This window comes from Nostoc sp. CCY0012, assembly GCF_963920855.1.
GTDB lineage: Bacteria > Cyanobacteriota > Cyanobacteriia > Cyanobacteriales > Nostocaceae > Cyanocohniella.
Genome location: NZ_CAWUDM010000051.1, coordinates 1 through 20,938, shown reverse-complemented (window position 1 = coordinate 20,938; position 20,938 = coordinate 1). Strand labels below are relative to the sequence as shown.

The following is a 20,938-nucleotide window of genomic DNA, read 5'->3' as shown; positions in this document are numbered from 1 at the left end:
TTACCTCTTCATATACTTTATTTCACTACTGATTAATTAGAAAAAATCATCAGTTTTGTACATCAAAACTAAATAATTCGTAATTGCAGATAAATTATATTAACAATTACGAATTATCTGGAATTACCCAATCTTATTGCCTTTAACTATCAATTCGATTAATTTCTTCTTCCAGAGAGTTATCTTCAAAAGGCTCCTCTGATATTCTCTCGCCCACAAAAGTTGCCGATTCACTTACATATCCTTCTGTTAGTTCTGGGCTGGAAATGTAAATTGATTGGTCACTACTATCTGGTTGGCCCATGTTCATTTGTTCATTTCTCGTCTGCTGGTTTTCTGTAACTGTTTGGTTATAAGGTTGATAACCCCCCTGTTCAGATGGTCTAGTATTTTCAGCTGCATTCTTGGTTTTTTCAGCACTATTTTGTACAGCTTGATTAACATCCTGTGCTGTCTTCTGTACTGCGTTCATTGTCCCGACTGCGGTTTGCTTAATTCCCTCAGTTACACCTTGGGCTGTGTCGAAAGTGTCACCAACCACAGCATAGCTAGCACCTTCAGCTACACTCTTGGCCACATCTCCTAAACCTTTTGCTGTATAGCCAAGCCCTTCACCAATCGTCTTGGATGCATCACCAACACCTTTGATAGTGCGGTTAAATCCTTCACCAATTCTTCTACCAGCTAAAGCGCCAGCTAATGACCCCAATGTTGCACCAATCAGTCCACCTATCAACGCCCTACTTAAAGCTGGATTGACTCTACCGTTTTCTGTACGAGTTTCGGTGGCATATTGACGTTGTTCTGTACCAGCACGAGGTTGTTCTGTAGTTGTACGGTTAACATTTTCAGGGCTAGATATTCCAGTCCCTATATTCGTTCTTTCTGGGCCAACACAAGATTCATCTGTAGTTGTGCGATTAATATTTTCACCCTGATTATTCAGAGTCCATTGGCTCTCAACCATATTAATAGTCTCCTTGGTTAAATTACGATTTACTTCAATCTGTTATGTGTTGTCGTATAACGCCAATTTAACGATTACAGATTCAGGCTTAACCGTTCTGAAGGAAGACATATGAGACTATACAGTCTGTCTGTAGTTGAGTTAGTTGTAAGTTTTTGTTGTATTGCTAAATACAACACAATTTCACTTAGTGGAAATAGCTATAAATCCGCTAATTTAAGTTTTTATTAGCATTTCAATGTTGTTGACAGCAAGTTTTTACCTGTTTGATAAATTTTACGTGCATAATCTGTCCAAGCCCCTTGTCCCCAGTAACGAAAACAGCTAGTTTGCAACAAAAAGTTATGTAAAAGAACGTTGCGGTACTCAGATGAATTAGTTGGCAATAATGTATCAATTTTTTGATGAAACAAACTGCTGAACTCATACATTGGAGATAACACATTTTCATACCCTTTCACCCAACTAATATGATTCGTCCATGAAGCTCCATCCATGTGGAAATTAGGGTTTATTTGCTTTAATTCTTGAATAGCAGTTTCTACAGCTTCAGTTTGGCAATTTTCTGGTGAAACCCGCTGCCAAATTTGATGTTGTCCGACAGGCTGACATGTAGGATAGTCTGCGGGATCACAACCAGCAGCTGCTATTAATTCTAAATATTCTGTACCACCCACGCCAACAACACCAGATTTTCCTCCACCTTGGTTGACCATTTCGCCCCAAGCTTGTTTGAAGGCACTGGGAAATTCATTCATCATCACACCACCATTTTCGCCATCACCAATTTGGCTAACTATGGGTGGAATTAAAACATTACCTACTTGTTGTTTATCTAAGGTTTTAGCTTCATAGTAAGGTTGCATTTGAGCAACTAATTTAGTATCTGAACCTTGGGTTTTAATTAAAGCGGTAATACTAATTGTTTCGCCTTGGGAATTACGAGCAACGAGACGGTGTGGTAAATGTTTATGAGTAAGAGGTTGACCGTTAATTGTTTCTACGGAATGTTCTTGCACAAGTAACCAACGATAGCCACATTCCTTCAGCGCTTTGACAAATTCAAATAAAGTATCAGGGTGATTTGGCAGGTGCATTTCTGGGGGTGAAAATCCCTTGACTCTTGCCAATGCTTCCCAACCAAAAATAGCAGCAAAGTGATGTTGCCATGCCAAAATATGCAATTTGATATCTGATATGGGAGTAGAAGGAATTACTGCATGACCCCACATTGTTCCTAGCCACTCTACATAAGGGTGATAGGTGGAATCACAGGTGATGCGCTTGAGATTATCTAAAACATCATCGCGTCCCATTTGTCTGAGTCCCCACAAGAGATTACCTGAGTAATCCAGCATGATACGGGGATTACAGCCTTGATTGACAAGTTCCGGGATAAAGTCTCCCATCCGGCTGTAACAATAGGCAAAAGGCGAGGCATTGTGATTATCCCCTTCTTGGGGATGTTCAAACATATATTGCAGATTATTGATTAATTTACCATCATGTCCAGCGGGTATAGTGGGCTGGTGCATGTGTAAGGCGATCGCAAATACTGCTTTTACATCTTCTAACCGGATATTCGTTGAGGGTAAAAATACTGGTGCATCGTGGTTAACTACAGAGAGAACCTCTGTTTCCCAACCAGAAATATTCGGTAAGCCGTCGATGATTTCGGGCAAAGAAGGAAGCGTGGTAGGCAATGAAAACATTTCTGTTTGCTCCGAAATAAGTTTTTTATCAATCTTGCACTGATCCCATGAATACCCCAAGTCATGCAATTCTTAATTTGGTAATTTTTCATCAACAACTGCGAGATCAGGCAAGTCCGGCAATTATTATTGGTGCAGTATTACCTGATATTCCCATCTTTGTGTTCTACTTGCTGATGAAGTTTGTTTACCGTCTGTCATCACCACAGATTTGGTCAGAAGTTTATTATCAGCCTTTTTGGCAAGGTATTGTCAGTACATTTCATTCGTTGCCGTTAGCGTTGTTGGGGGTGTTGATTGCCCATTTCTGGAATTGGCATCTGATAGAAGTTGGCTTAATCAGTATGGTGCTACATTCTGTGTTAGATTTCCCAGTCCATAACAACGACGCTCATCGACACTTTTTTCCCTTGAGTAATTACCGTTTTATTAGTCCCGTTTCTTATTGGGACTCCAATCATTATGGTGCTATTGCAGCTTTAGGAGAAATTTTACTGGTGCTTGGGGCAACAATTTATCTGTTGCCTATTACGGAAAGTAACTGGGGTCAAGGACTGCTAATTGCGGTCAATCTGTTGTATTTTATCGGCTATTACCGTTTTTATCTGAAAAGTAAAAGTGATTAACCGCAGCAAAAATTAATCAGGATTTACGGGCTGAAACGAAAGTAAGCATATTTCTTGACCAGAAAAAATCGTTACGATAAATTCTCGTCCATAAGCTGGGTTTTTCTTCAGGTTGTGCTGGTTTTACCTTGGGCGGAGTGGCGATATGCAAAATCATCTCTAGTAACCAAGGGGCCAAACGTTGACACCACACGGCTAAATGACTTTGCCAGCCAACTAAAATTTCTGGTGCATCTTTTTGCAATCCAGTCACGAGTACTTGGGCGACTGTTTCTGGTGTCATGGGGATCACCCAGCGAAATAATTTTAAGTCCCGCGCCATGTCTGTATCTGTCAGGGTAGGCAATAATGCAATCACCCGGATATTGTGTTCAGCGAGTTCGCGCCGCAAGGCTTGGGTAAACCCGATGATGGCAAACTTGGTAGCTGAGTAAGTCGCCATTGTGGGTGCAGCGACTTTCCCCATTAAACTCGACACATTAACGATTGTCCCTTGCCTTTGGCTCACCATCCGGCGGGCTATGAGACTTGTGAGGTTATACATGCCAAATAAATTTACCGAGAGTTCTTCTTGAACTTTCGGCAGTTTGGTTTGCAAGAATGAGTTTTGGTATGCCACACCTGCACAATTAACCAGCAGATGAATCGGGCCAGAAGTCCGCCATAATTGGGCAACGGCGATATTGACCTCGACTGTTTGCGTTAAATCTATGGGCAAAATTGTAGTTTCCACACCCATTGCCTCGATTTGGTTAGCTACCTCAGTTAACTTTTGGCGATCGCGTGCTACCAAGATCAACCGCTTGATCCCTTGCTGCGCTAGCGCCAGTGCGATCGCTTTACCAATACCACGGGAAGCCCCGGTAATTAGAGCAACTTTTCCTTGAATATTCATCGGTTTTAATCTCCAAAATTTGAGCCTTACCGTACTCTTAGTCATTGTCGACAGACACAATCAAAGCTACTTGCTTGTCTGCACAAGGTAAGACAAATAATCAATAGTTATTGAAATCACAAGAGAAATAAGCCTGTGGCAACGAAATATTTCTGGACTAATCTGCATTCTCTCTTCAAGGCATTTATTTGGGCCTTGGTTCCCAGATTGACAATCAACACTTCACACAATTGGCTGAATGGATATAGCTCATAGGTTTTTTTCTCCTAAATCTCAGAGCGTTCACCAACACCGCTGCCAATACACACGTTAACAATTAAATCAAGTGATTGCAATATTCTTTAATAAGTATTTCTTAATACTTCTTAACGTAAGGTATATATATATAACTTTTTTTTGTGGATAAGTTTTTTTTAATACATGAAGAGAAATATTCACATTTCCTGACATTCATCACATGAGGCATGAAAAAAGAGTCCGGGGATCAGGGCGCAGAAGTCGATCTTTTACCACAATCTTTTTCCTCATCACCCTCATGGTTTTCATTTCTATACACTATATTGAGCTATAGTTGCAATGGGCTAATTCTGTAAATAGTTGCCAAAATTTGTAACTTTGCTATACTGTCAGTACAGCATATTCACCTAATTAATTTTTTCTAAAATATTAATAATCCTTAATAGTATGCACTATTAAGGATCGCTAATAAAAGCCAATAAATGCTCACAAACCCAATCGTTTCTTAGAAATCATCAAGAAACTGGCTTAGGCGGCTAATGACGGGATCAACTTCTTCCGGAGGGTGAACATCATAAGTAGGATTGGCTACTTCTGATGTTGGTGTCGATGGAGTTGGAGGCTGAATAACTGGTCGCTCGGTGACCATAATTGCCAGATGCGCCATTTGTTGCGTCAGTTGCAAAATATGGCGTTCCATCGCCTCCAAACGATGAGATTCCTTAGCAAAAAAACGTTCCTCTAGGTCAGCCACTTGACGTCGCAGTTCATCGATTTTTTGTTCAACCGAATCTGTTACTGCTGTTTTTGGACTGGGTTTTGCAGCTTCCGGTACACATAAAGATTGCCATAGGGCTTCTTTACAGAGGTCGCTAAAAGTTTTGTCAGGTAGTTGTTCTAAATGGTTTTCTACAACTGCTAACAAACTTTCATCAGCAACCTCTGGGTTGAACGTGACCGATTTAACTACCTTTTTTGACCATTGGAACATCAGTTTTAAGCCCTAGCAGCTCGAACGGCGGATAATTGCGCCTCTCCATAAATATACTGCCCCAAGGCGTTAGCCTGACGGGAAGGTGCGGATAAATGGGCATTAATTTGTGCTTCTTTGAGTAAACGTTGAACGTCTTCCCAGAAGAATTCACCACCACCACCAGTAATAATCACATCTGTGACCCGCTCTGGCAACCAGGCTAGCACGCGACCACAGATATCACGAGAAAACATCTCTATGAGGTTGGGAAGGAAATCATCAAGGTTGGCAGGCTTGCTAGCGCCTTTAGGACGATAGAAGCGTTCACCTTTGGGTTTGTTGACAGCAGAAATCAGCGCTAAAGATTGACTATCAGCTCCCTCGATCTCGGCGGCCACCATTTCATAGAACTTGTTCATGCCAAAGTCTTCACTCTTAGAAGCACCTCGGGCAAAGCGGAAGTTATCTACCATCAACAGATCAATGGTTTGATGTCCGATATCTACAATTGCCACAGATATTTTAGTGAAATCGGGAACTCTAGCGCCTGTCTTCGGTTGAGCTTCCGACCATAGCAAGCTGCCATAGCCTTCTGGCATCACCCAAACTTTATTAATGTTTAGGGATACAGATTCGCCCCGGAAGTTCAACATGTGAGGGCCACTGACTTGGCTAGTCAACTGCGCCTTTTCTTTTTCAAATTGCTCTAAAGAAAGGAAAGGAAGACCTAGTACGACCGAGATATCGTCTTTGAGTTTGAAGTAGCCAGCACTTGCCAAAACTTTGATCAGTGCATCTTCTACCTTAGATTGGCCAACTCCTAAATTTGCCCCAAAGTCTGCGGCTAGTTGACCAACAGCAAACCCATTACCTTGGTATTCCAACCACAAATCCATGAGAGGGTCAGTAGCACGGGCTTCAAAAACTCCACCCCGAACTTGTTCTATGGACATTTTCTTGACATTGGCAGGTACGAACACCACATTATTTGGTTCGCGGCTCACACAAGTTTTAGTGGAAGTTCTACCTAAATCAACGCTGAGAATCGTTTTGCTAGAAACGATACTGGGCTTATTGGTGGGAGTATTAATCGGTGTAGATGCTGACACCCTATTGAGAGGTATGGCAGCGGCATTCATTGGAGTAGCGGCGGAAGGTTGGTCTGTCATGAAAGCTCCTAGTCCTTACTTAACTGTAAAAATTTATCATGCTTATCTTACAAACAAGGGAGATACCAGAAATTCTAGGTTCCGTCAAGTGTAGCTAGAAATACGCCAAATGTTTAGATTAGGCGAAACCTCCGGTAAGCTTTGCTAACGTTAATTCAGCATTATTTGGCATAGTGTAGGCGAATTTTAACCAGATGTAACCCCCACCCTCAAACTAAAAGCGTCTGTTTTTTAGCTTCTGGTACGTTTTCGCTGACGCTTGAGTAACCAGCCAACAAGTGCCAGAAGTAGAATTGCCAGCACGATTTTAGATACAGGAGCAAGGTACTTTGCCACAAGTTCATACTGACTACCCAATAGGTATCCAGAGTATGTTAGCAAACCTACCCAAACAGTGCTACCCAGAGATGTATAAAATAAAAATGGTAGCAAATGCATATTGCTGATCCCCGCAGGAACGGAAATTAAAGTTCGCACTCCCGGCACCAGACGCCCAATAAATACTGCTTTACTACCTTGAGAGTTGAACCAATGTTTTGCCTTAGTGATATCTTGATAGGATATTGTCAGCCACTTGCCGTACTTATCGGCCAAAGTTCTTAAGCGCTGTTCACTCAACAATTTACCTGGATAGTACCAGACAACCGCCCCCATTATTGAACCGAAAAGTCCTGCAAAAAATACGCCAAAGATATTAAGTGTGTCTGGTGTTGTTCTGGCTGTGAATCCTGCCAGGGGCATGATTAATTCTGAAGGAATGGGTGGAAAGAGATTTTCCAAGAACATTAATAGAGCAATTCCCCAATAGCCCAAGGAGTTAATAGTATTAATAATCCATTCGAGCATGAAATTTTTTGAGTACAGGAGCTACATCTCCCGTCTCGTTATAAATTTAGCTTAGTCTTGGTAAAAATTAATCATCCCCACTTGTTGAAGTGGGGAGTAGGCTTGCCGTGAGCGTAGCTTCCCGAAGTGTACGGGAGTGGGGAATAGGGAGATGCAATTGGGTTTGTATTAACATCTTTTTTCCTGATCTCCCTCATCCCCAGTCCGTCTTTTAAACTGTTGGGGTTAATGATTGCACTTGTGGTTCAGATTCCCACTCTAATGGATTCCAAACCCGATCTTCCAAGGCCATTTGCTCAATTAAACTTGCCAATCTTAATGCTTTGAGGGCTTGCTCACCACCAACGGAAGGTTGATTCCCACCGTGTACACAGTTAACAAAATGTTCTAATTCTGCACTTAAAGGCTGAATATTCGTGGTGTAGACTTTTTCAATCACACCATCTTGTCTGTAAAGCACTTGTCGAGGCTCATTGAGAGAGTTGTTATTTGTTTGGCGGTGAATTAAAATTTCGTTTTTAAGAAAATCGGCTTCTGTAAATGAGTTTTTGCAATGAGCGACAATACGGCGGATTTTGCGATGCGTGACTTTACTAGCTGTGAGAGTAGCAACAATGCCATTGGCAAAACCCAAGGTAGCGGTCACGTAATCCAAATAACCAGAGTCTAAAGAGCGAGTACCACTAGCTGTCAACTTCACCACTGGGGAAGCTGCTAGCTCCAATAGCAGGTCAATGTCATGGATCATTAAATCCAGCACAACCGAAACATCATTGGCTCGATTTGAGTAAGGACTCATTCGATGGGCTTCTAAAGCCAGAACTTCCTCTGTTTTGAGGACTTTGCTGAGTTCCCTAAAAGCTGGATTGAAGCGCTCAATATGACCTACTTGCAGAATACACTGAGATTCTGCCGCAGCATTTACTAGTGATTCGGCTTCAGAAATGCTCGCAGCAATGGGCTTTTCAATCAAAACATGAATCCCTGCCAACAAACAGTTGATGCCGACTGCATAATGCAAACGGGTAGGTACAGCGACACAAACTGCTTCCACATGGGGTAGCAAGTCACAATAATCTTCAAAAAAACGAACTTTGTATTTACTGGCTGTCTCCAAGCCTCGGTCAACATTGATATCTGATACCCCGACGAGTTCAACATCTTTCATTGAACTCAGTATGCGAGCGTGATGTTGTCCCATGTTACCCACCCCGATTACGCCTATGCGAATCGGTTTTGGTTGATTGCGCTGTGTAAATGAATTTGGTTCTGCCACTGACATGCTATTTTGCACTATTGTTATCTCCTCAACCACCAAATTTAGAGACGCTACGGCCGTTGGCGTTTATACTTGACAGCCAGTTATGCTCCGTCGAAAACCATCCAGATGGTAACATAGAGGCTACGTTTATGAAGAATTTCAAAGTTTGTAATCAGTTCCCGAAATTTAGTTTTCTTTTGAATCTTCGGTTCTAAATTGATCAGTCTTTGGCTCTTCATAAAAAATATTAGGTGTCTTTTTATTAACTTTACAAATCAAGTAAGACGTAAGTAAAATTCCAGAGAAAACAGTTAGATAATTAATTACTGTGATTAATCTTTAACTGAGTATAATTTGCTAATAAGATAATTTTGTGATTGACAATACAGAAAACCTAAACTTTATACTGAGATACTTGTATGAAAAAAAATATATTGGGAATTGCTACCGCTGAAATACTTAAACAATTTTTGCATAATTAGCGGTAAATTTTACATATTGTTGAGCCGTTTGTCTTTTTTCAGGTACTAGTATAAAGAGTTGACCTTAGCTAAGAGGTAAATATTCATAGGTACTGCGTACTTATTTGTACAGATAACCCTAGTTAAGGTTAGAAGATAGAAAAAATAGTGCTGAACTTTATATCTGTGTACCGATTTAAAAGCACTTGCTGCTTCCCCCCTCAGTATGGATTAAGTCTGACTCAGGTAACAGTACATTCAACTCAGCACGTTTTTAGTGATTTGGCGATGGAAAAATGAAAGCTGTAATTTTATTGTCTGGAGGATTGGACTCTTCCACAGTTTTGTATCAAGCCAAAGCGGATGGTTATGAATGTCATCCTATTTCCTTTGATTACCAGCAACGACATCAGCGAGAGTTGCGTTCGGCCCTACTTGTGGCGCGCAAAGCTGGAGTTGCAGAACACCAAATTATCAATTTTGACTTACGACAATGGGGTGGTTCAGCATTAACAGACGACAAAATTGATTTACCCCAGGAGCGATCGCTTGATGAAATGTCGCAAAATATCCCAGTTACCTACGTACCTGCACGGAATACTATCTTTTTAAGTTTTGCTCTGGGCTATGCCGAAGCGATCGCAGCTGAACGCGTTTATATTGGTGTTAACGCCTTAGATTATTCAGGATATCCTGATTGTCGTCCTGACTATATCCAGGCAATGCAAGAAGTTTTCCGGCTAGGAACCAAACAAGGACGAGAAGGGCAACCCATCACCATTGTCGCCCCACTAATTGATTTGAAAAAAACCGAAATCATCCAACTTGGTAACCAATTGGGAGTTCCTTGGGACTTAACTTGGTCTTGCTATGCAGGTGACGATGTAGCCTGTGGTGTCTGTGATTCTTGTCGTCTTAGGCTAGCAGCGTTTGCCGAGTTAGGATTGAAAGATCCAGTGCCATATAGGGAGTAGAGAGAATAGGCGGTTTCCAACTCCCTGCTTTCGTAGCTTTGACAACACACAATGTATCTATCATGTAAAATTTACACCGATCAACCTCTGACTAAGGCAATCCAGGCGAGATACCCACCGTTGCACCATTGGGGATATCTAACTCAATATTTGGCCCTCTATCTAAAACTTCAAGATCCCACTGACCACGACCAGCGGTTTCAAATACAATGTAACGTCCATCTGGACTAATACCAGGATTTCTGACCCAGCCACGATAAGTTGGAGTGAGAATTTGTGACTTTTGGGTAGCGCGATCGTAAAGCGCCACTACGGGTCTACCCTGGTCACTAGTCAAATAAGCAATGTAACGCCCTGTATAGCTCAGGCTAGGACTTTCGGTAATTGTCTGAGGTCGATTTAAGCCTGGGGTACGCACAAATTGTTGCTGTGATAAATCGTATACTAGCAGTTGATGACTACCATTACGATTAGAAATAAAAGCCAAAAAACGCCCATTTCCACTCAATGCTGGTTGCTCTTCTGTGTAGCGACTATTGAGAGAAGTCGGCCCTATGGGTATTTCATTGGAACTACAAGATGCCAATAAACTAGCAAAACTAACCACTAGGCTCCAATGAATTGGTCTTTGGAGCCGAAACCTAGGCGTAAGTCTTTTCACCTCAACTGTTTTCCATCGCCTCTCAGGTTAACCTCACCTGAGTGTTTTAAATAAGATTGTCGTCAAAATCGGTCGAATTATCTGGCTCCTCATTGGGCCTTTCAATGGGGTTATATGGTACGTAGTCAGTTGGTATAGCATCATCATCCTCACGTGGTCTCCGTGAAACTGAGTCAGCAGGAGGACGACGCTTTCTGGATCTGGGAGGGATATCCTGGTCACGAATTTCCGGACGCGGTGAGTTACCACTAGTACGACGAGAGGGTTTTCTTACTTCTGTGCTGGAACCTTCCCAATCATCAACTTCCCCACCAGCAGAACTCCAATCTTCTTTTTCATAATTTTCAGGGCTGCGACTTACAGGACGACTAGAACTAGGACGGCGCTTTCTTTCTGCTATTTCTGGTCTTTCCCTACTGCTGCGGGTTTCTGGACGACGAGGTGGTTGATCTTCGTAGTAATCATCACGAGAGGAACGAGCATCTCTGCTGCCCCGAATCCGAGGACGGACGGGTGGTTCTTCTTCTTCATAAGGCAGTGGTTCTAAATCTGTCTCCACTTCAGCCTCATATCCCCGGCGATTGTACGAATAGTTCCTGCTGACTTCTCGCTCGTCATCCACAATAGGAGTGTTACGTTTAGCTTGTTGAGTAGCAATCCCTCGCAAACGAATACTTTCAACCGCAAAAAAGACAGTTGAGCCAACTAACAGCAACTGACCAAATTGCAAAATCGGGTCTAAACGCCATCCTTGGAAAATGAGAATGAAGCCACAGAGCAAGCCCACCGCTGCAAAAAAAATATCTTGATCTCGTGACAGTTCTGGACGCACAGTGCGGAGAAAATACAGTGCTGCCCCAGACACAGCCAGGAAAATTCCTAGAATACTGGCTGAGTTCGCCCCAAAATTGACCTGAGCCAGAACGCTGGCTGAGTTCAGCCCAAAATTTATCATTGTTCTTTTCCCAATATCAAATCTATGTTAGCGAGTCACAATTAAAAGCACTACTCTAATCAAACACAATATATTTAAGCTTCAAAGCATCTGGTAAAGAAAGCGTCTGAGGCTGTTTACCGAAAGCTAAAAAAACCTATGTCTGTCAGCTAAGTATACCTTGTCCTCAGTAGAAGGATTTGATGCCTTAAGAGCAATTTAGGTAGATAGCTAACAGACAATCGGTAGTGATATGAGAGTCAAACAGACTCCCCCAAGCATTATGAACGCTGGATTTTATCTTTCTGGCTAATGAAAATCAAACCAACTGTAGCTGGAATAACTACAATTACAAAACCCCAAAACAAACTCCAAAGAAAATTTGCTAAAGAAGGCGTCATAGTTCTCAACCTTTTTTTACACACTTCATCATAATTCTAATATGGTGTATCACTTCCTTGAGAATCCTTTGAATATAGGCTGCCAAACTTGATTAGCATCATCACAAGTTATGGAGTGAAAAATTTGGGTGTATTTGCCCTGGAATACGCAAGAGTGCGTGACAGTATTTGGTTAGAATTAGAGAGAGAATGCTTTACAAAGCTTAAAATTTTCTGGCTTTCGCCTAAGTTTTTCTTGGTTCACAGATAGTAGTTCAAACCAATGACTGGTGTTAACCTGACCGTTTGGATTCTCGGCCCTGTACTGGGACTGATGACGTTCTTGTTTATTTTCCGCATAATTCTCACTTGGTATCCCCAAGTAGACCTAAATCGTTTGCCCTTTAATCTCATAGCTTGGCCGACCGAACCATTTTTAGTGCCGTTGCGAAAGCTAGTACCACCTATTGGTGGGGTAGATATCACTCCTATTCTTTGGGTAGGCATCTTCAGCTTGGTCAGGGAAATTCTTTTAGGTCAGCAAGGATTACTCACTATGATGACTCGTTTGCATTGAATTAGGTAGTAGGGAGTAGGGAATAGGTGAGACCAGCGCGGTCTTGGGGGTTTCCCCCATGAGCGACTGGCGTACAGCCTTCGGCATCCGAAGGCATCACCCGAAGGGGAGTAGGAGAAAAACCTCCTAGCCTCTAGCCCCTAGCCTCTAGATATTCATCTCCTGCACAAAATTGGTATAAACATTACCTTGTAAGAATTGTGGGTTTTCCATAATCTTTTGATGAAACCCAATGGTGGTTGGTAATCCGGTAATGGCACACTCTCGTAGTGCGCGTTTCATGCGGTTAATGGCAGTAGCGCGGTCTGGGCCCCAAACAATTAACTTACCAATCAGGGAATCATAATAGGGAGGAATTTGGTAGTCGGTGTACACATGGGAATCAATGCGAACACCGGGCCCACCAGGGGGAAGATAACCACTAATACGTCCCGGCGCTGGGCGAAAATCATGGTCGGGGTCTTCAGCATTGATGCGGCATTCTATTGAATGACCCCGCAAGACTACTTGGTTTTGGGTCAGCTTTAGTCTCTCCCCTTGGGCAATGCGGATTTGTTCAGCCACCAAGTCTACTCCAGTAATCATCTCTGTGACTGGATGCTCAACTTGAATCCGGGTGTTCATTTCCATAAAGTAGAATTTACCAGATCTATCCAGCAAAAATTCCACTGTACCAGCCCCAGTAAAGTTGATAAACTGGGCCGCTCTCACCGCAGCCTGTCCCATTTTTTCTCGTAGTTCTGGGTCAAGTGCCGGACTGGGTGCTTCTTCTAAGAGTTTTTGATTGCGGCGCTGAATTGAGCAATCTCTTTCACCTAAATGGATAACGTTGCCGTAATTATCGGCTAAGATTTGAAACTCAATATGGCGGGGACGTTCAATAAATTTTTCTATATAAACGCCAGAATTACCAAAGGCAGCTCCCGCTTCTCCTTGAGCAGCCAAGAAAAGTTTGACAAATTCATTTTCAGAACGTACTAGACGCATACCCCGTCCACCACCACCCGCAGTAGCTTTAATCATCACGGGATAATCCATTTCTTTGGCAATGACCAGTCCTTCTTCCTCGGATTCTACCAACCCATCACTACCCGGTACAGTTGGTACCATAGCTTTTTGCATGGTGTCTTTGGCAGTTGATTTATCTCCCATCAGCCTAATAGCTTCGGGGGTTGGGCCGATAAAGGCAATATGATGGTCGGCACAAATTTCGGCAAAGCGAGCATTTTCTGCTAGGAAACCATAACCAGGATGAATAGCACTGGCATTGCGCGTCAGGGCAGCAGCAATAATATTAGGAATATTCAAATAACTTTTACTGCTAGCAGGTTCGCCAATGCACACCGCTTCGTCGGCAAGTTGTACGTGCAGAGCATTTCGGTCAACGGTGGAGTGAACCGCAACAGTCGCTATCCCCATTTCTTCACAGGCTCGGAGAATGCGAAGGGCGATTTCTCCCCGATTGGCAATTAATATTTTGTCAAACTTCATTTTTAGCTTTGATACTAGTACCAGTAGATAAACATTGTCTCCTATCCCATTTGCCACAATGCTGGCGCTTGATCTCAAATTATGACAGGAGTTTTTTAGCTTCATCCTCAGCAAATTTTAAATAGGATTTGGCTTCCTGCTTCTACGGGACTTAACTAAACTAACAATATTGCATTTGCTAGTCTCTGCCAGTTTCCCGAACTAGGCTGTTGTGAGCAAGTTTTGCATCTTACAGTAGCCATACCCTTTTTAATATCACTTGTGGAGTTACTTTATTTCTGTCCGTCATATATCCACCTTCAAGAAATTTGGGTACAATTCAACTTAAATTTTTGGTGAATTTTGGTAAATCTCAATATTTCCTAACTGAATTGATTTTTTTGTGCTACCATTTACTCTTGGACAACTAACGCGGATGTGGCGGAATTGGTATACGCGCACGCTTGAGGTGCGTGTGGCTTTGCCTTGCGAGTTCGAGTCTCGCCATCCGCATTTTTTCAGTGTTAAGTACTGTTAACGTAGTGGAGCGTCAGCTGTACTTAGCACATATCAGAATTGTTTAAATACCCCATGTTTTACTCTCTATTTGGATTCCTATTGGAACGCCTTGTTTTTTGTGCTTTGATAGAGATAGGTGAACTTTTGTAAAGAACATTGACTGCAATTTTTACAGCTACCAACAACTCAACACTGCCGACTGCATGGCATCGCCTCACTCCGATTTGGCAAGGTGGTGAGGAAGTTATACAAACAAGTTTGCCCCATACTCAGCTGGCACCGGCTTGGCAGTTATTACTGTTAGGTGACGGCTCGCCCACCAGACATTTACAATTGCTCACTGGTGAACCAACAGAAGTAGATGTCATCGATATGTCTTTGATTGGCATGAATTTAGATGATGCCCCAAATTTAATTAAAGCTGTACCAGGGCCACGATTGCGGCGACAGGTGTGGTTGCGTACCGCATCAGGTCAGCGATTAGGTTATGCAACTTCATGGTGGGAAGCTAGTCACATTGATGAGTTTTTACAAAATCGTTCATTACCGATTTGGGCGAGTTTAGCTCGTATCCGTACAGAGTTATATCGAGATATTCAAGGAATTTACTACGGCGACTCGGCTGCATTAGAATCAGGGTTTGAAGTGGCTGGCCCTTTTTGGGGTCGGCATTATTTGTTTTGGCATCATGGACAGCCCCTGACTTTGATTTATGAAGTTTTTTCGCCTTATTTAACCAAATATTTGGGATCTACACAGATGGGTTCTTCTAATGGCAAAGCATAGACTCTACTCTTTAGGAACTTTTAGCAGGAAACGAGAAGTCACAAGTCAGCAGTCAGCTAGGGGGATGGATTCTTCTTTTCTGGGGAATCCACGGTGATTGAGGTATCTCTATTTTCATTTTGCTGTACTAGCCTTTAATAAGCCAAGTCTGATAAGCTAATGGTTTTGAATTTGACACAATCAATCAAAGTGATGGTATTAATGACGATATAGAGCAGGTGACGATGACTTGCAGCTTTTTCAGGTTAGTTATATTCTCAAAGTGCTGATAATGACAGATTTACCTTCAGGGATTGGTCTGTTGAGAGACGCATTCCTGAAAATTGACCTGCTAAATTTAACAAAGCATGTTAAAAAAGTTAACTAACAAGAAAAAACTACTGTTGAAAGTGTAGAAACTGTGATAGCCGCAGTATCAATTAAATCCAGGGTAGAGAAATTAATCTTATAAGCTGCCCTAGAGAAAGAAAATTATGGTTTACTTGCTTGATTGATCAAGCAATGAATTTGCAAGTATGAGGTATAGGTTTCAATGGCACTGCCTATTGTGTCTGTTCTAAAAAGTAAAAAAAAGAAACCGTCTCTGATGCTGACGCTTTCTGCTGCTGGATTATTGATTGGTGGTGGCGCAGCAACGTACTGGTTTTTATCTCAAAGGCAAACATTTTCCCGAAACTTGCCAGTAGGTGCAAATATTATTCCTCAAGATGCCCTGTTTACGGTTTCTCTAACTACAGATCCCCAACAATGGCAGAAATTGCAAGAGTTAGGGACAAAAGAAACCCAAGCAGAAATAAATAAAAATTTAGTACAGTTACGCGATCGCTTTCTAACTAATAATGGTTATGACTTTGAAAAAGATATTCAGCCCTGGGTAGGCAATGAAGTCACCCTGGCAATATTGTCGCCACAAATGCAACCAGCACTTAAACCCGTGGCTACCGATGGAGATGCTGCTAATACTCAGCAATCGATGGTCATGGTATTACCTGTGAGCAATCCAGAAGCGGCTAAAAACATTTTGGCTGAACCTAAAACACCTAAACAAGGGACATGGGTGAAGCGTACTTATCAGGGAATCACTATTAAACAAAGCCAGGGTCAAGCAGGATCAAAGCTTTCAGCCGCATTGTTAGATGGTAGGTTTCTCGTCATTACTGACCATCCTCACGCCACAGAACGAGCAATAGATGCCTATCAAAGTAAAACATCACTGGCAACAGTGGGCGGCTTTGCTGATAATTTCCCCAAAATTGCCAAGAATCGCCCCTTTGCTCAGTTTTATTTGAATGTCCCCATAGCTGCCAGAATCGCGGCCGCTTCTCCCAAACGCCCGTTACCAGCTCAAGTTTTAGCTCAACTGCAAAATAACCAAGGTTTAGCAGGGTCTATGACATTGGAACCTGAAGGAGTACGCTTAAAAGGTATTTCCTGGCTAAATCCTAATAGTCAGCGGGTTTTAGCAGTGGAAAATCAAGCCGGAACTATGCAAAACCGTGTACCTGCGGAAACCTTAATGATGCTTTCTGGAGGGAACTTACAGCGGTTGTGGGGAGATTACGTTTTAACATCACAAAAAAATCCCCTCTCGCCCATATCACCAGAACAGTTGCGGAGTGGTGTCAAGTCACTCACGAACCTGGATTTAGATCAGGATTTTCTCAGTTGGATGCAAGGAGAGTTTTCTGTCTCCGTGATTCCCAATACCTCAACAGATGATTCTGCCAAAGATTTCCGAGCAGGTTTTCTCTTCATGGTACAGGCAAGCGATCGCTTATCAGCTGAAGCATCCTTGAAAAAGCTGGATGAGGTGATGAAAAGCCAGTACCAGTTCCGCATTCAACAGGGAACAGTGGCCAGTAACCCTGTTGTTAACTGGATTACACCTTTTAATACTTTAACTGCTACCCGTGGCTGGTTAGATGGCGATATCGCTTTCTTAGCTTTGGGCGCTCCGATCACAGATAAAATCGTTCCTAAGCCCAATTACACACTAGCTAGTACTCTGCCATTTCAGCAAACGGTTCCTACAGAACCCAATCCCACCAATGGACAATTTTTTCTAGATATGGAAAGGACTGTCAAAAACTTTACTTTAACTACATTGTTTCCTAACCAACAAATTTTTCTAGACGCAACCCGTTCCATTGGCGTAACAGCGGCTGTCAGTGATAATCGCAGTACCCGTTACGACATTTTTATCGCCCTGAAAAAAGATGACACCTCAGCCGTGTCACCTAGTTCTAGTACTGCTGTCATCCCGCCTCTTACTACACCAGCAGTTACAGTACCCTAATCCCCAAAAGCTGGTACATAGTTTTTAGTAATGCTTAAGCGAGACTAAAAACCCTGTCTGATGAGTCTCTAAGCAGATAGGATCAGAACAGTCGGAATCAATATTTTAACGAATCCACTGGGGAGAACACTTTATGAATCTGGTTGAACTCCAGAACTGGCTGGACAATGCCTCTTTTGCCGTATTATTCCTCACCATGCTGGTGTACTGGGGGGGAGCAGCTTTTCCGAATCTACCAGCAATTGCGGCGGTGGGAACTGCTGGGATGGCTATAGCTAATTTGTGCATAGCTACCTTATTAGGAGCAAGATGGATAGAGGCTGGTTATTTTCCCCTAAGTAATCTGTATGAGTCCTTATTTTTCTTAGTTTGGGGAATTACCGCAGTTCATCTTTTTGCCGAAAACACCAGTCGCAGCCGCCTAGTGGGAGTTGTCACTGCCCCTGTAGCGATGGGGATTACTGCTTTTGCTGCCCTCACTTTACCATCAGAAATGCAATCAGCAGAACCCTTAGTCCCCGCGCTGAAGTCCAATTGGCTGATGATGCACGTCAGTGTGATGATGTTGAGTTATGCCGCTTTGATGGTAGGCGCACTACTAGCGATCGCATTTCTCATTGTCACTCGTGGTCAAAACATTCAACTTCAAGGTAGTTCTGTAGGTACTGGTGGCTACCGCAGCAACGGCTACCGCTTGCACAAAGCTGGTGAGCTAATTACTCAACCAGCAACACCTGTAGGGGACAATAATGGCTTTGCTCGTTTTGAAAGCAATAACAATGGCAACGGTAATACTGCTGTGATGAATTTAGTAGCTGCTGAATCTTCTAGCGTAGCTACTGCCAATGAACCCCTTTCCCCACAGCGCCTTAGCTTGGCTGAAACTTTAGACAACATCAGCTATCGCGTCATTGGACTGGGATTTCCCCTACTAACTATTGGCATTATTGCTGGTGCAGTTTGGGCTAACGAAGCTTGGGGTTCCTACTGGAGTTGGGACCCTAAAGAAACCTGGGCGTTAATCACTTGGTTAGTTTTTGCTGCTTACCTCCACGCCCGTATTACTCGCGGTTGGCAAGGTCGTCGCCCAGCAATTTTAGCTGCAAGTGGCTTTGTGGTTGTCTGGATTTGCTATCTTGGTGTGAATCTTTTAGGTAAGGGCTTGCATTCTTACGGTTGGTTTTTTTAATCAATCCCTAACCCCTCCTGTTGCTTGTGAGGAGGGGAAAACAAGCGATGGAAATTCACTACTATCTCCTGGGAATTATAAGCTTAGTTACAGGAGATATGTATGGTAAATATATTTGAACATCTAAATGCTAATGAAGTTGTGTCTGTAGAAGCAAATACTTTTAATAATTTAGACGTTTCTCGAACTTTTAAAGTCTATGATTTACTCATAGCTTGAAAATTTGCATAAATAAAAAACGTGGTTAAAATATAATGATGAGATATTTAGGGTGGGTTAGGCTCTGAGTAAAGCCACATTATTCTAGGATTAATGTGTTAATACATACATATAATTAGGCAGCATCTATTTTAACAAACTCTTATTTTATTTGAGCTTAACTTCTATCGCTATGGAAACAATAGATGTAGTGACAGGAGATGACTATGGAAAATCAATTTGAACGACTAAATCATCATGAAGTTGTATATGTACAACCAGATACTTTTAATAACTTAAAAGTTGCTGGAACTTTTAAAGTTCATGATTTAATTGCAGCAATTAAAGAATATTTAGGAGCAACAGGCACAACAGAAGAAAATTTGTATGAACAAGGATTAAATTGCGAAGTTTTAAAATTTAGTTCTGAGGGATGGACAAAAGGAAAAGTCAGACTATCTTTAGAATTTTGTCCTGATGAGCCGGAATTTCCGTTAGAGGAAATCTATCTACAACTCCAGCAAATGGAAAAACAATCAGACTATAGCAAGGAACGGGCTTGAAAGTCTCTTAGTATCCGGGTTTGATCATCAATACTGATAAAATAAAAGTTATCTAGATTGATGTGCGGTTAAAAACCAAAAATGGTATGGACGAATCTACATGCAAAAATACATCGCACTATTCGATCGCGCCACTTATTTCCGCAAAACCAAAAACTATTAGTAGCGGTTTCCGGTGGGCAAGATTCCCTGTGCTTGATTAAATTACTGTTAGATTTACAACATAAACGGGGATGGAATGTAAGTATTGCCCATTGTGATCATCGCTGGCGTGCTGATTCAGAAGCTAATGCGAACCATGTAGAAAAATTAGCTAAAAGTTGGGGTGTATCTTTTTATTTAGAAACAGCTACGCAGTTATTGAATAGTGAAGCTGCGGCGCGTAATTGGCGATATCAAGCTTTAAGTGCGATCGCCCAAAAAAATAATTACCATTATATTGTCACAGGTCATACCGCAAGCGATCGCGCGGAAACTCTACTCTATAACTTAATGCGTGGTACTGGTGCAGATGGGTTACAAGCTCTGACTTGGCAAAGGCCACTAACTGAAGACATTTTATTAGTGCGTCCACTGTTAGAAATTACTCGCCCAGAAACAGAGCAATTTTGTCGAGAATTTAATCTCCCAGTTTGGGAGGACTCCACCAATCAAGATGTGAAATATGCCCGCAACCGCATCCGCCAAGAATTAATTCCCTATTTACAAATAAATTTTAACCCCCAAGTAGAATCTGCCCTAGCTCAAACAGCAGAATTATTGCAAGCAGAAGTGGAATATTTAGAAGCAACCGCCCACAAGTTGAGGGAAGCAGCGATGGAAGAAGGAGAAGGGCGTGGGGAAAATGGAGTTGCTTTCAGATTAAATAGACGAATATTGCAGCCAGCACCTTTAGCATTGCAACGTCGGGTGATGCGACAGATATTGCAACAAACACTTGCTGACGCACCAAGTTTTGAACATATTGAAAAATTAACGGCTTTGATTACAGCGCCAAACCGCTCGCAAACCGATCCATTTCCTGGTGGTGCGATCGCCCAAGTCCAAGGTGATTGGATCTGCTGGAAACAGTCCTAAGTACTTTAGCTTAATTATTCCAGGACTTACGTAACCAACCACGTATTTTCGTCATTGCGACCGTAGGGAAGCAATCTCAAAGCCTTGATTTTCGTAGCGAGTGCGTAAGTCCTCTTAACGGGTGACAAGGCAGTTGAAGATGAGATGTGGCAACAATTTGAGAAAAT

The 20,938-nt window shown here is 42.3% G+C and carries 19 protein-coding genes and 1 tRNA gene; 9 read left to right on the top strand and 11 right to left on the bottom strand.

The window, feature by feature from the left end:
* Window positions 1-142: 142 nt before the first annotated feature.
* Window positions 143-967: a hypothetical protein gene (locus ACM0OS_RS16110; protein WP_414544204.1), complete on the bottom strand. Its 825-nt coding sequence runs from the start codon at window positions 965-967 to the stop codon at window positions 143-145.
* A 227-nt stretch (window positions 968-1,194) separates the two neighbouring features.
* Window positions 1,195-2,679: a glycosyl hydrolase family 57 gene (locus ACM0OS_RS16105; RefSeq protein ID WP_414544203.1), complete on the bottom strand. Its 1,485-nt coding sequence runs from the start codon at window positions 2,677-2,679 to the stop codon at window positions 1,195-1,197.
* 47 nt (window positions 2,680-2,726) lie between these two features.
* On the opposite strand from ACM0OS_RS16105, the gene ACM0OS_RS16100 reads away from it, so the two are divergent.
* Window positions 2,727-3,305: a hypothetical protein gene (locus tag ACM0OS_RS16100; RefSeq protein WP_414544202.1), complete on the top strand. Its 579-nt coding sequence runs from the start codon at window positions 2,727-2,729 to the stop codon at window positions 3,303-3,305.
* A 16-nt stretch (window positions 3,306-3,321) separates the two neighbouring features.
* Here ACM0OS_RS16100 and ACM0OS_RS16095 read toward each other — a convergent pair whose 3' ends face one another.
* The 5 genes from ACM0OS_RS16095 to ACM0OS_RS16075 form a co-directional block, all read right to left on the bottom strand.
* Window positions 3,322-4,200, bottom strand: coding sequence for an SDR family NAD(P)-dependent oxidoreductase (locus tag ACM0OS_RS16095; RefSeq protein WP_414544201.1), 879 nt, complete (start codon window positions 4,198-4,200; stop codon window positions 3,322-3,324).
* Between the two features lie 742 nt (window positions 4,201-4,942).
* Window positions 4,943-5,428 carry a plasmid segregation centromere-binding protein ParR gene (locus ACM0OS_RS16090; RefSeq protein ID WP_414544200.1) on the bottom strand — a complete coding sequence of 162 codons (486 nt, stop codon included), beginning with the start codon at window positions 5,426-5,428 and terminating at the stop codon, window positions 4,943-4,945.
* A 5-nt stretch (window positions 5,429-5,433) separates the two neighbouring features.
* Window positions 5,434-6,579 carry a ParM/StbA family protein gene (locus ACM0OS_RS16085; protein ID WP_414544199.1) on the bottom strand — a complete coding sequence of 382 codons (1,146 nt, stop codon included), beginning with the start codon at window positions 6,577-6,579 and terminating at the stop codon, window positions 5,434-5,436.
* 231 nt (window positions 6,580-6,810) lie between these two features.
* Entirely contained in the window at window positions 6,811-7,425 is a 615-nt protein-coding gene (locus ACM0OS_RS16080) for a DedA family protein (RefSeq protein ID WP_414544198.1), read from the bottom strand.
* Between the two features lie 211 nt (window positions 7,426-7,636).
* The gene (locus ACM0OS_RS16075) at window positions 7,637-8,719 is read right to left on the bottom strand and encodes a Gfo/Idh/MocA family oxidoreductase (RefSeq protein WP_414544197.1); all 1,083 of its coding nucleotides are present in this window, start codon (window positions 8,717-8,719) and stop codon (window positions 7,637-7,639) included.
* Between the two features lie 724 nt (window positions 8,720-9,443).
* On the opposite strand from ACM0OS_RS16075, the gene queC reads away from it, so the two are divergent.
* Window positions 9,444-10,121, top strand: a complete 678-nt coding sequence (gene queC, locus ACM0OS_RS16070) for a 7-cyano-7-deazaguanine synthase QueC (protein WP_414544196.1) — start codon at window positions 9,444-9,446, stop codon at window positions 10,119-10,121.
* A gap of 91 nt (window positions 10,122-10,212) precedes the next feature.
* Here the strand turns inward: queC and ACM0OS_RS16065 are convergent, their stop codons facing one another.
* From ACM0OS_RS16065 to psbX, 3 genes are all read right to left on the bottom strand, one after another.
* A complete protein-coding gene (locus ACM0OS_RS16065) occupies window positions 10,213-10,782 on the bottom strand; it encodes a TolB family protein (protein ID WP_414544195.1) in 570 nt (189 codons plus the stop codon).
* A gap of 46 nt (window positions 10,783-10,828) precedes the next feature.
* Window positions 10,829-11,737, bottom strand: a complete 909-nt coding sequence (locus ACM0OS_RS16060) for a Ycf66 family protein (protein ID WP_414544194.1) — start codon at window positions 11,735-11,737, stop codon at window positions 10,829-10,831.
* Between the two features lie 260 nt (window positions 11,738-11,997).
* The gene (gene psbX / locus ACM0OS_RS16055; RefSeq protein ID WP_414544193.1) at window positions 11,998-12,117 is read right to left on the bottom strand and encodes a photosystem II reaction center protein PsbX; all 120 of its coding nucleotides are present in this window, start codon (window positions 12,115-12,117) and stop codon (window positions 11,998-12,000) included.
* 262 nt (window positions 12,118-12,379) lie between these two features.
* On the opposite strand from psbX, the gene ACM0OS_RS16050 reads away from it, so the two are divergent.
* Window positions 12,380-12,673 (top strand): YggT family protein, encoded by a 294-nt coding sequence (locus ACM0OS_RS16050; protein WP_414544192.1) that lies wholly within the window; start codon window positions 12,380-12,382, stop codon window positions 12,671-12,673.
* Window positions 12,674-12,820: 147 nt separating this feature from the next.
* Here ACM0OS_RS16050 and accC read toward each other — a convergent pair whose 3' ends face one another.
* Window positions 12,821-14,164, bottom strand: a complete 1,344-nt coding sequence (accC, locus tag ACM0OS_RS16045; RefSeq protein WP_414544191.1) for an acetyl-CoA carboxylase biotin carboxylase subunit — start codon at window positions 14,162-14,164, stop codon at window positions 12,821-12,823.
* Between the two features lie 411 nt (window positions 14,165-14,575).
* Here accC and ACM0OS_RS16040 point away from each other — a divergent pair.
* The 6 genes from ACM0OS_RS16040 (at window position 14,576) to tilS (ending at window position 20,771) form a co-directional block, all read left to right on the top strand.
* Window positions 14,576-14,656, top strand: a tRNA-Leu gene (locus ACM0OS_RS16040).
* 162 nt (window positions 14,657-14,818) lie between these two features.
* Window positions 14,819-15,448: a chorismate lyase gene (locus ACM0OS_RS16035; protein WP_414544190.1), complete on the top strand. Its 630-nt coding sequence runs from the start codon at window positions 14,819-14,821 to the stop codon at window positions 15,446-15,448.
* Window positions 15,449-15,980: 532 nt separating this feature from the next.
* The gene (locus ACM0OS_RS16030) at window positions 15,981-17,744 is read left to right on the top strand and encodes a DUF3352 domain-containing protein (protein WP_414544189.1); all 1,764 of its coding nucleotides are present in this window, start codon (window positions 15,981-15,983) and stop codon (window positions 17,742-17,744) included.
* A gap of 133 nt (window positions 17,745-17,877) precedes the next feature.
* Window positions 17,878-18,933, top strand: a complete 1,056-nt coding sequence (gene ccsB, locus ACM0OS_RS16025) for a c-type cytochrome biogenesis protein CcsB (protein ID WP_414544188.1) — start codon at window positions 17,878-17,880, stop codon at window positions 18,931-18,933.
* A 425-nt stretch (window positions 18,934-19,358) separates the two neighbouring features.
* Window positions 19,359-19,694 (top strand): KGK domain-containing protein, encoded by a 336-nt coding sequence (locus ACM0OS_RS16020; RefSeq protein ID WP_414544187.1) that lies wholly within the window; start codon window positions 19,359-19,361, stop codon window positions 19,692-19,694.
* Window positions 19,695-19,775: 81 nt separating this feature from the next.
* Complete coding sequence (tilS, locus tag ACM0OS_RS16015; RefSeq protein ID WP_414544186.1) at window positions 19,776-20,771, top strand: tRNA lysidine(34) synthetase TilS; 996 nt, start codon at window positions 19,776-19,778, stop codon at window positions 20,769-20,771.
* Window positions 20,772-20,938 lie beyond the last annotated feature (167 nt).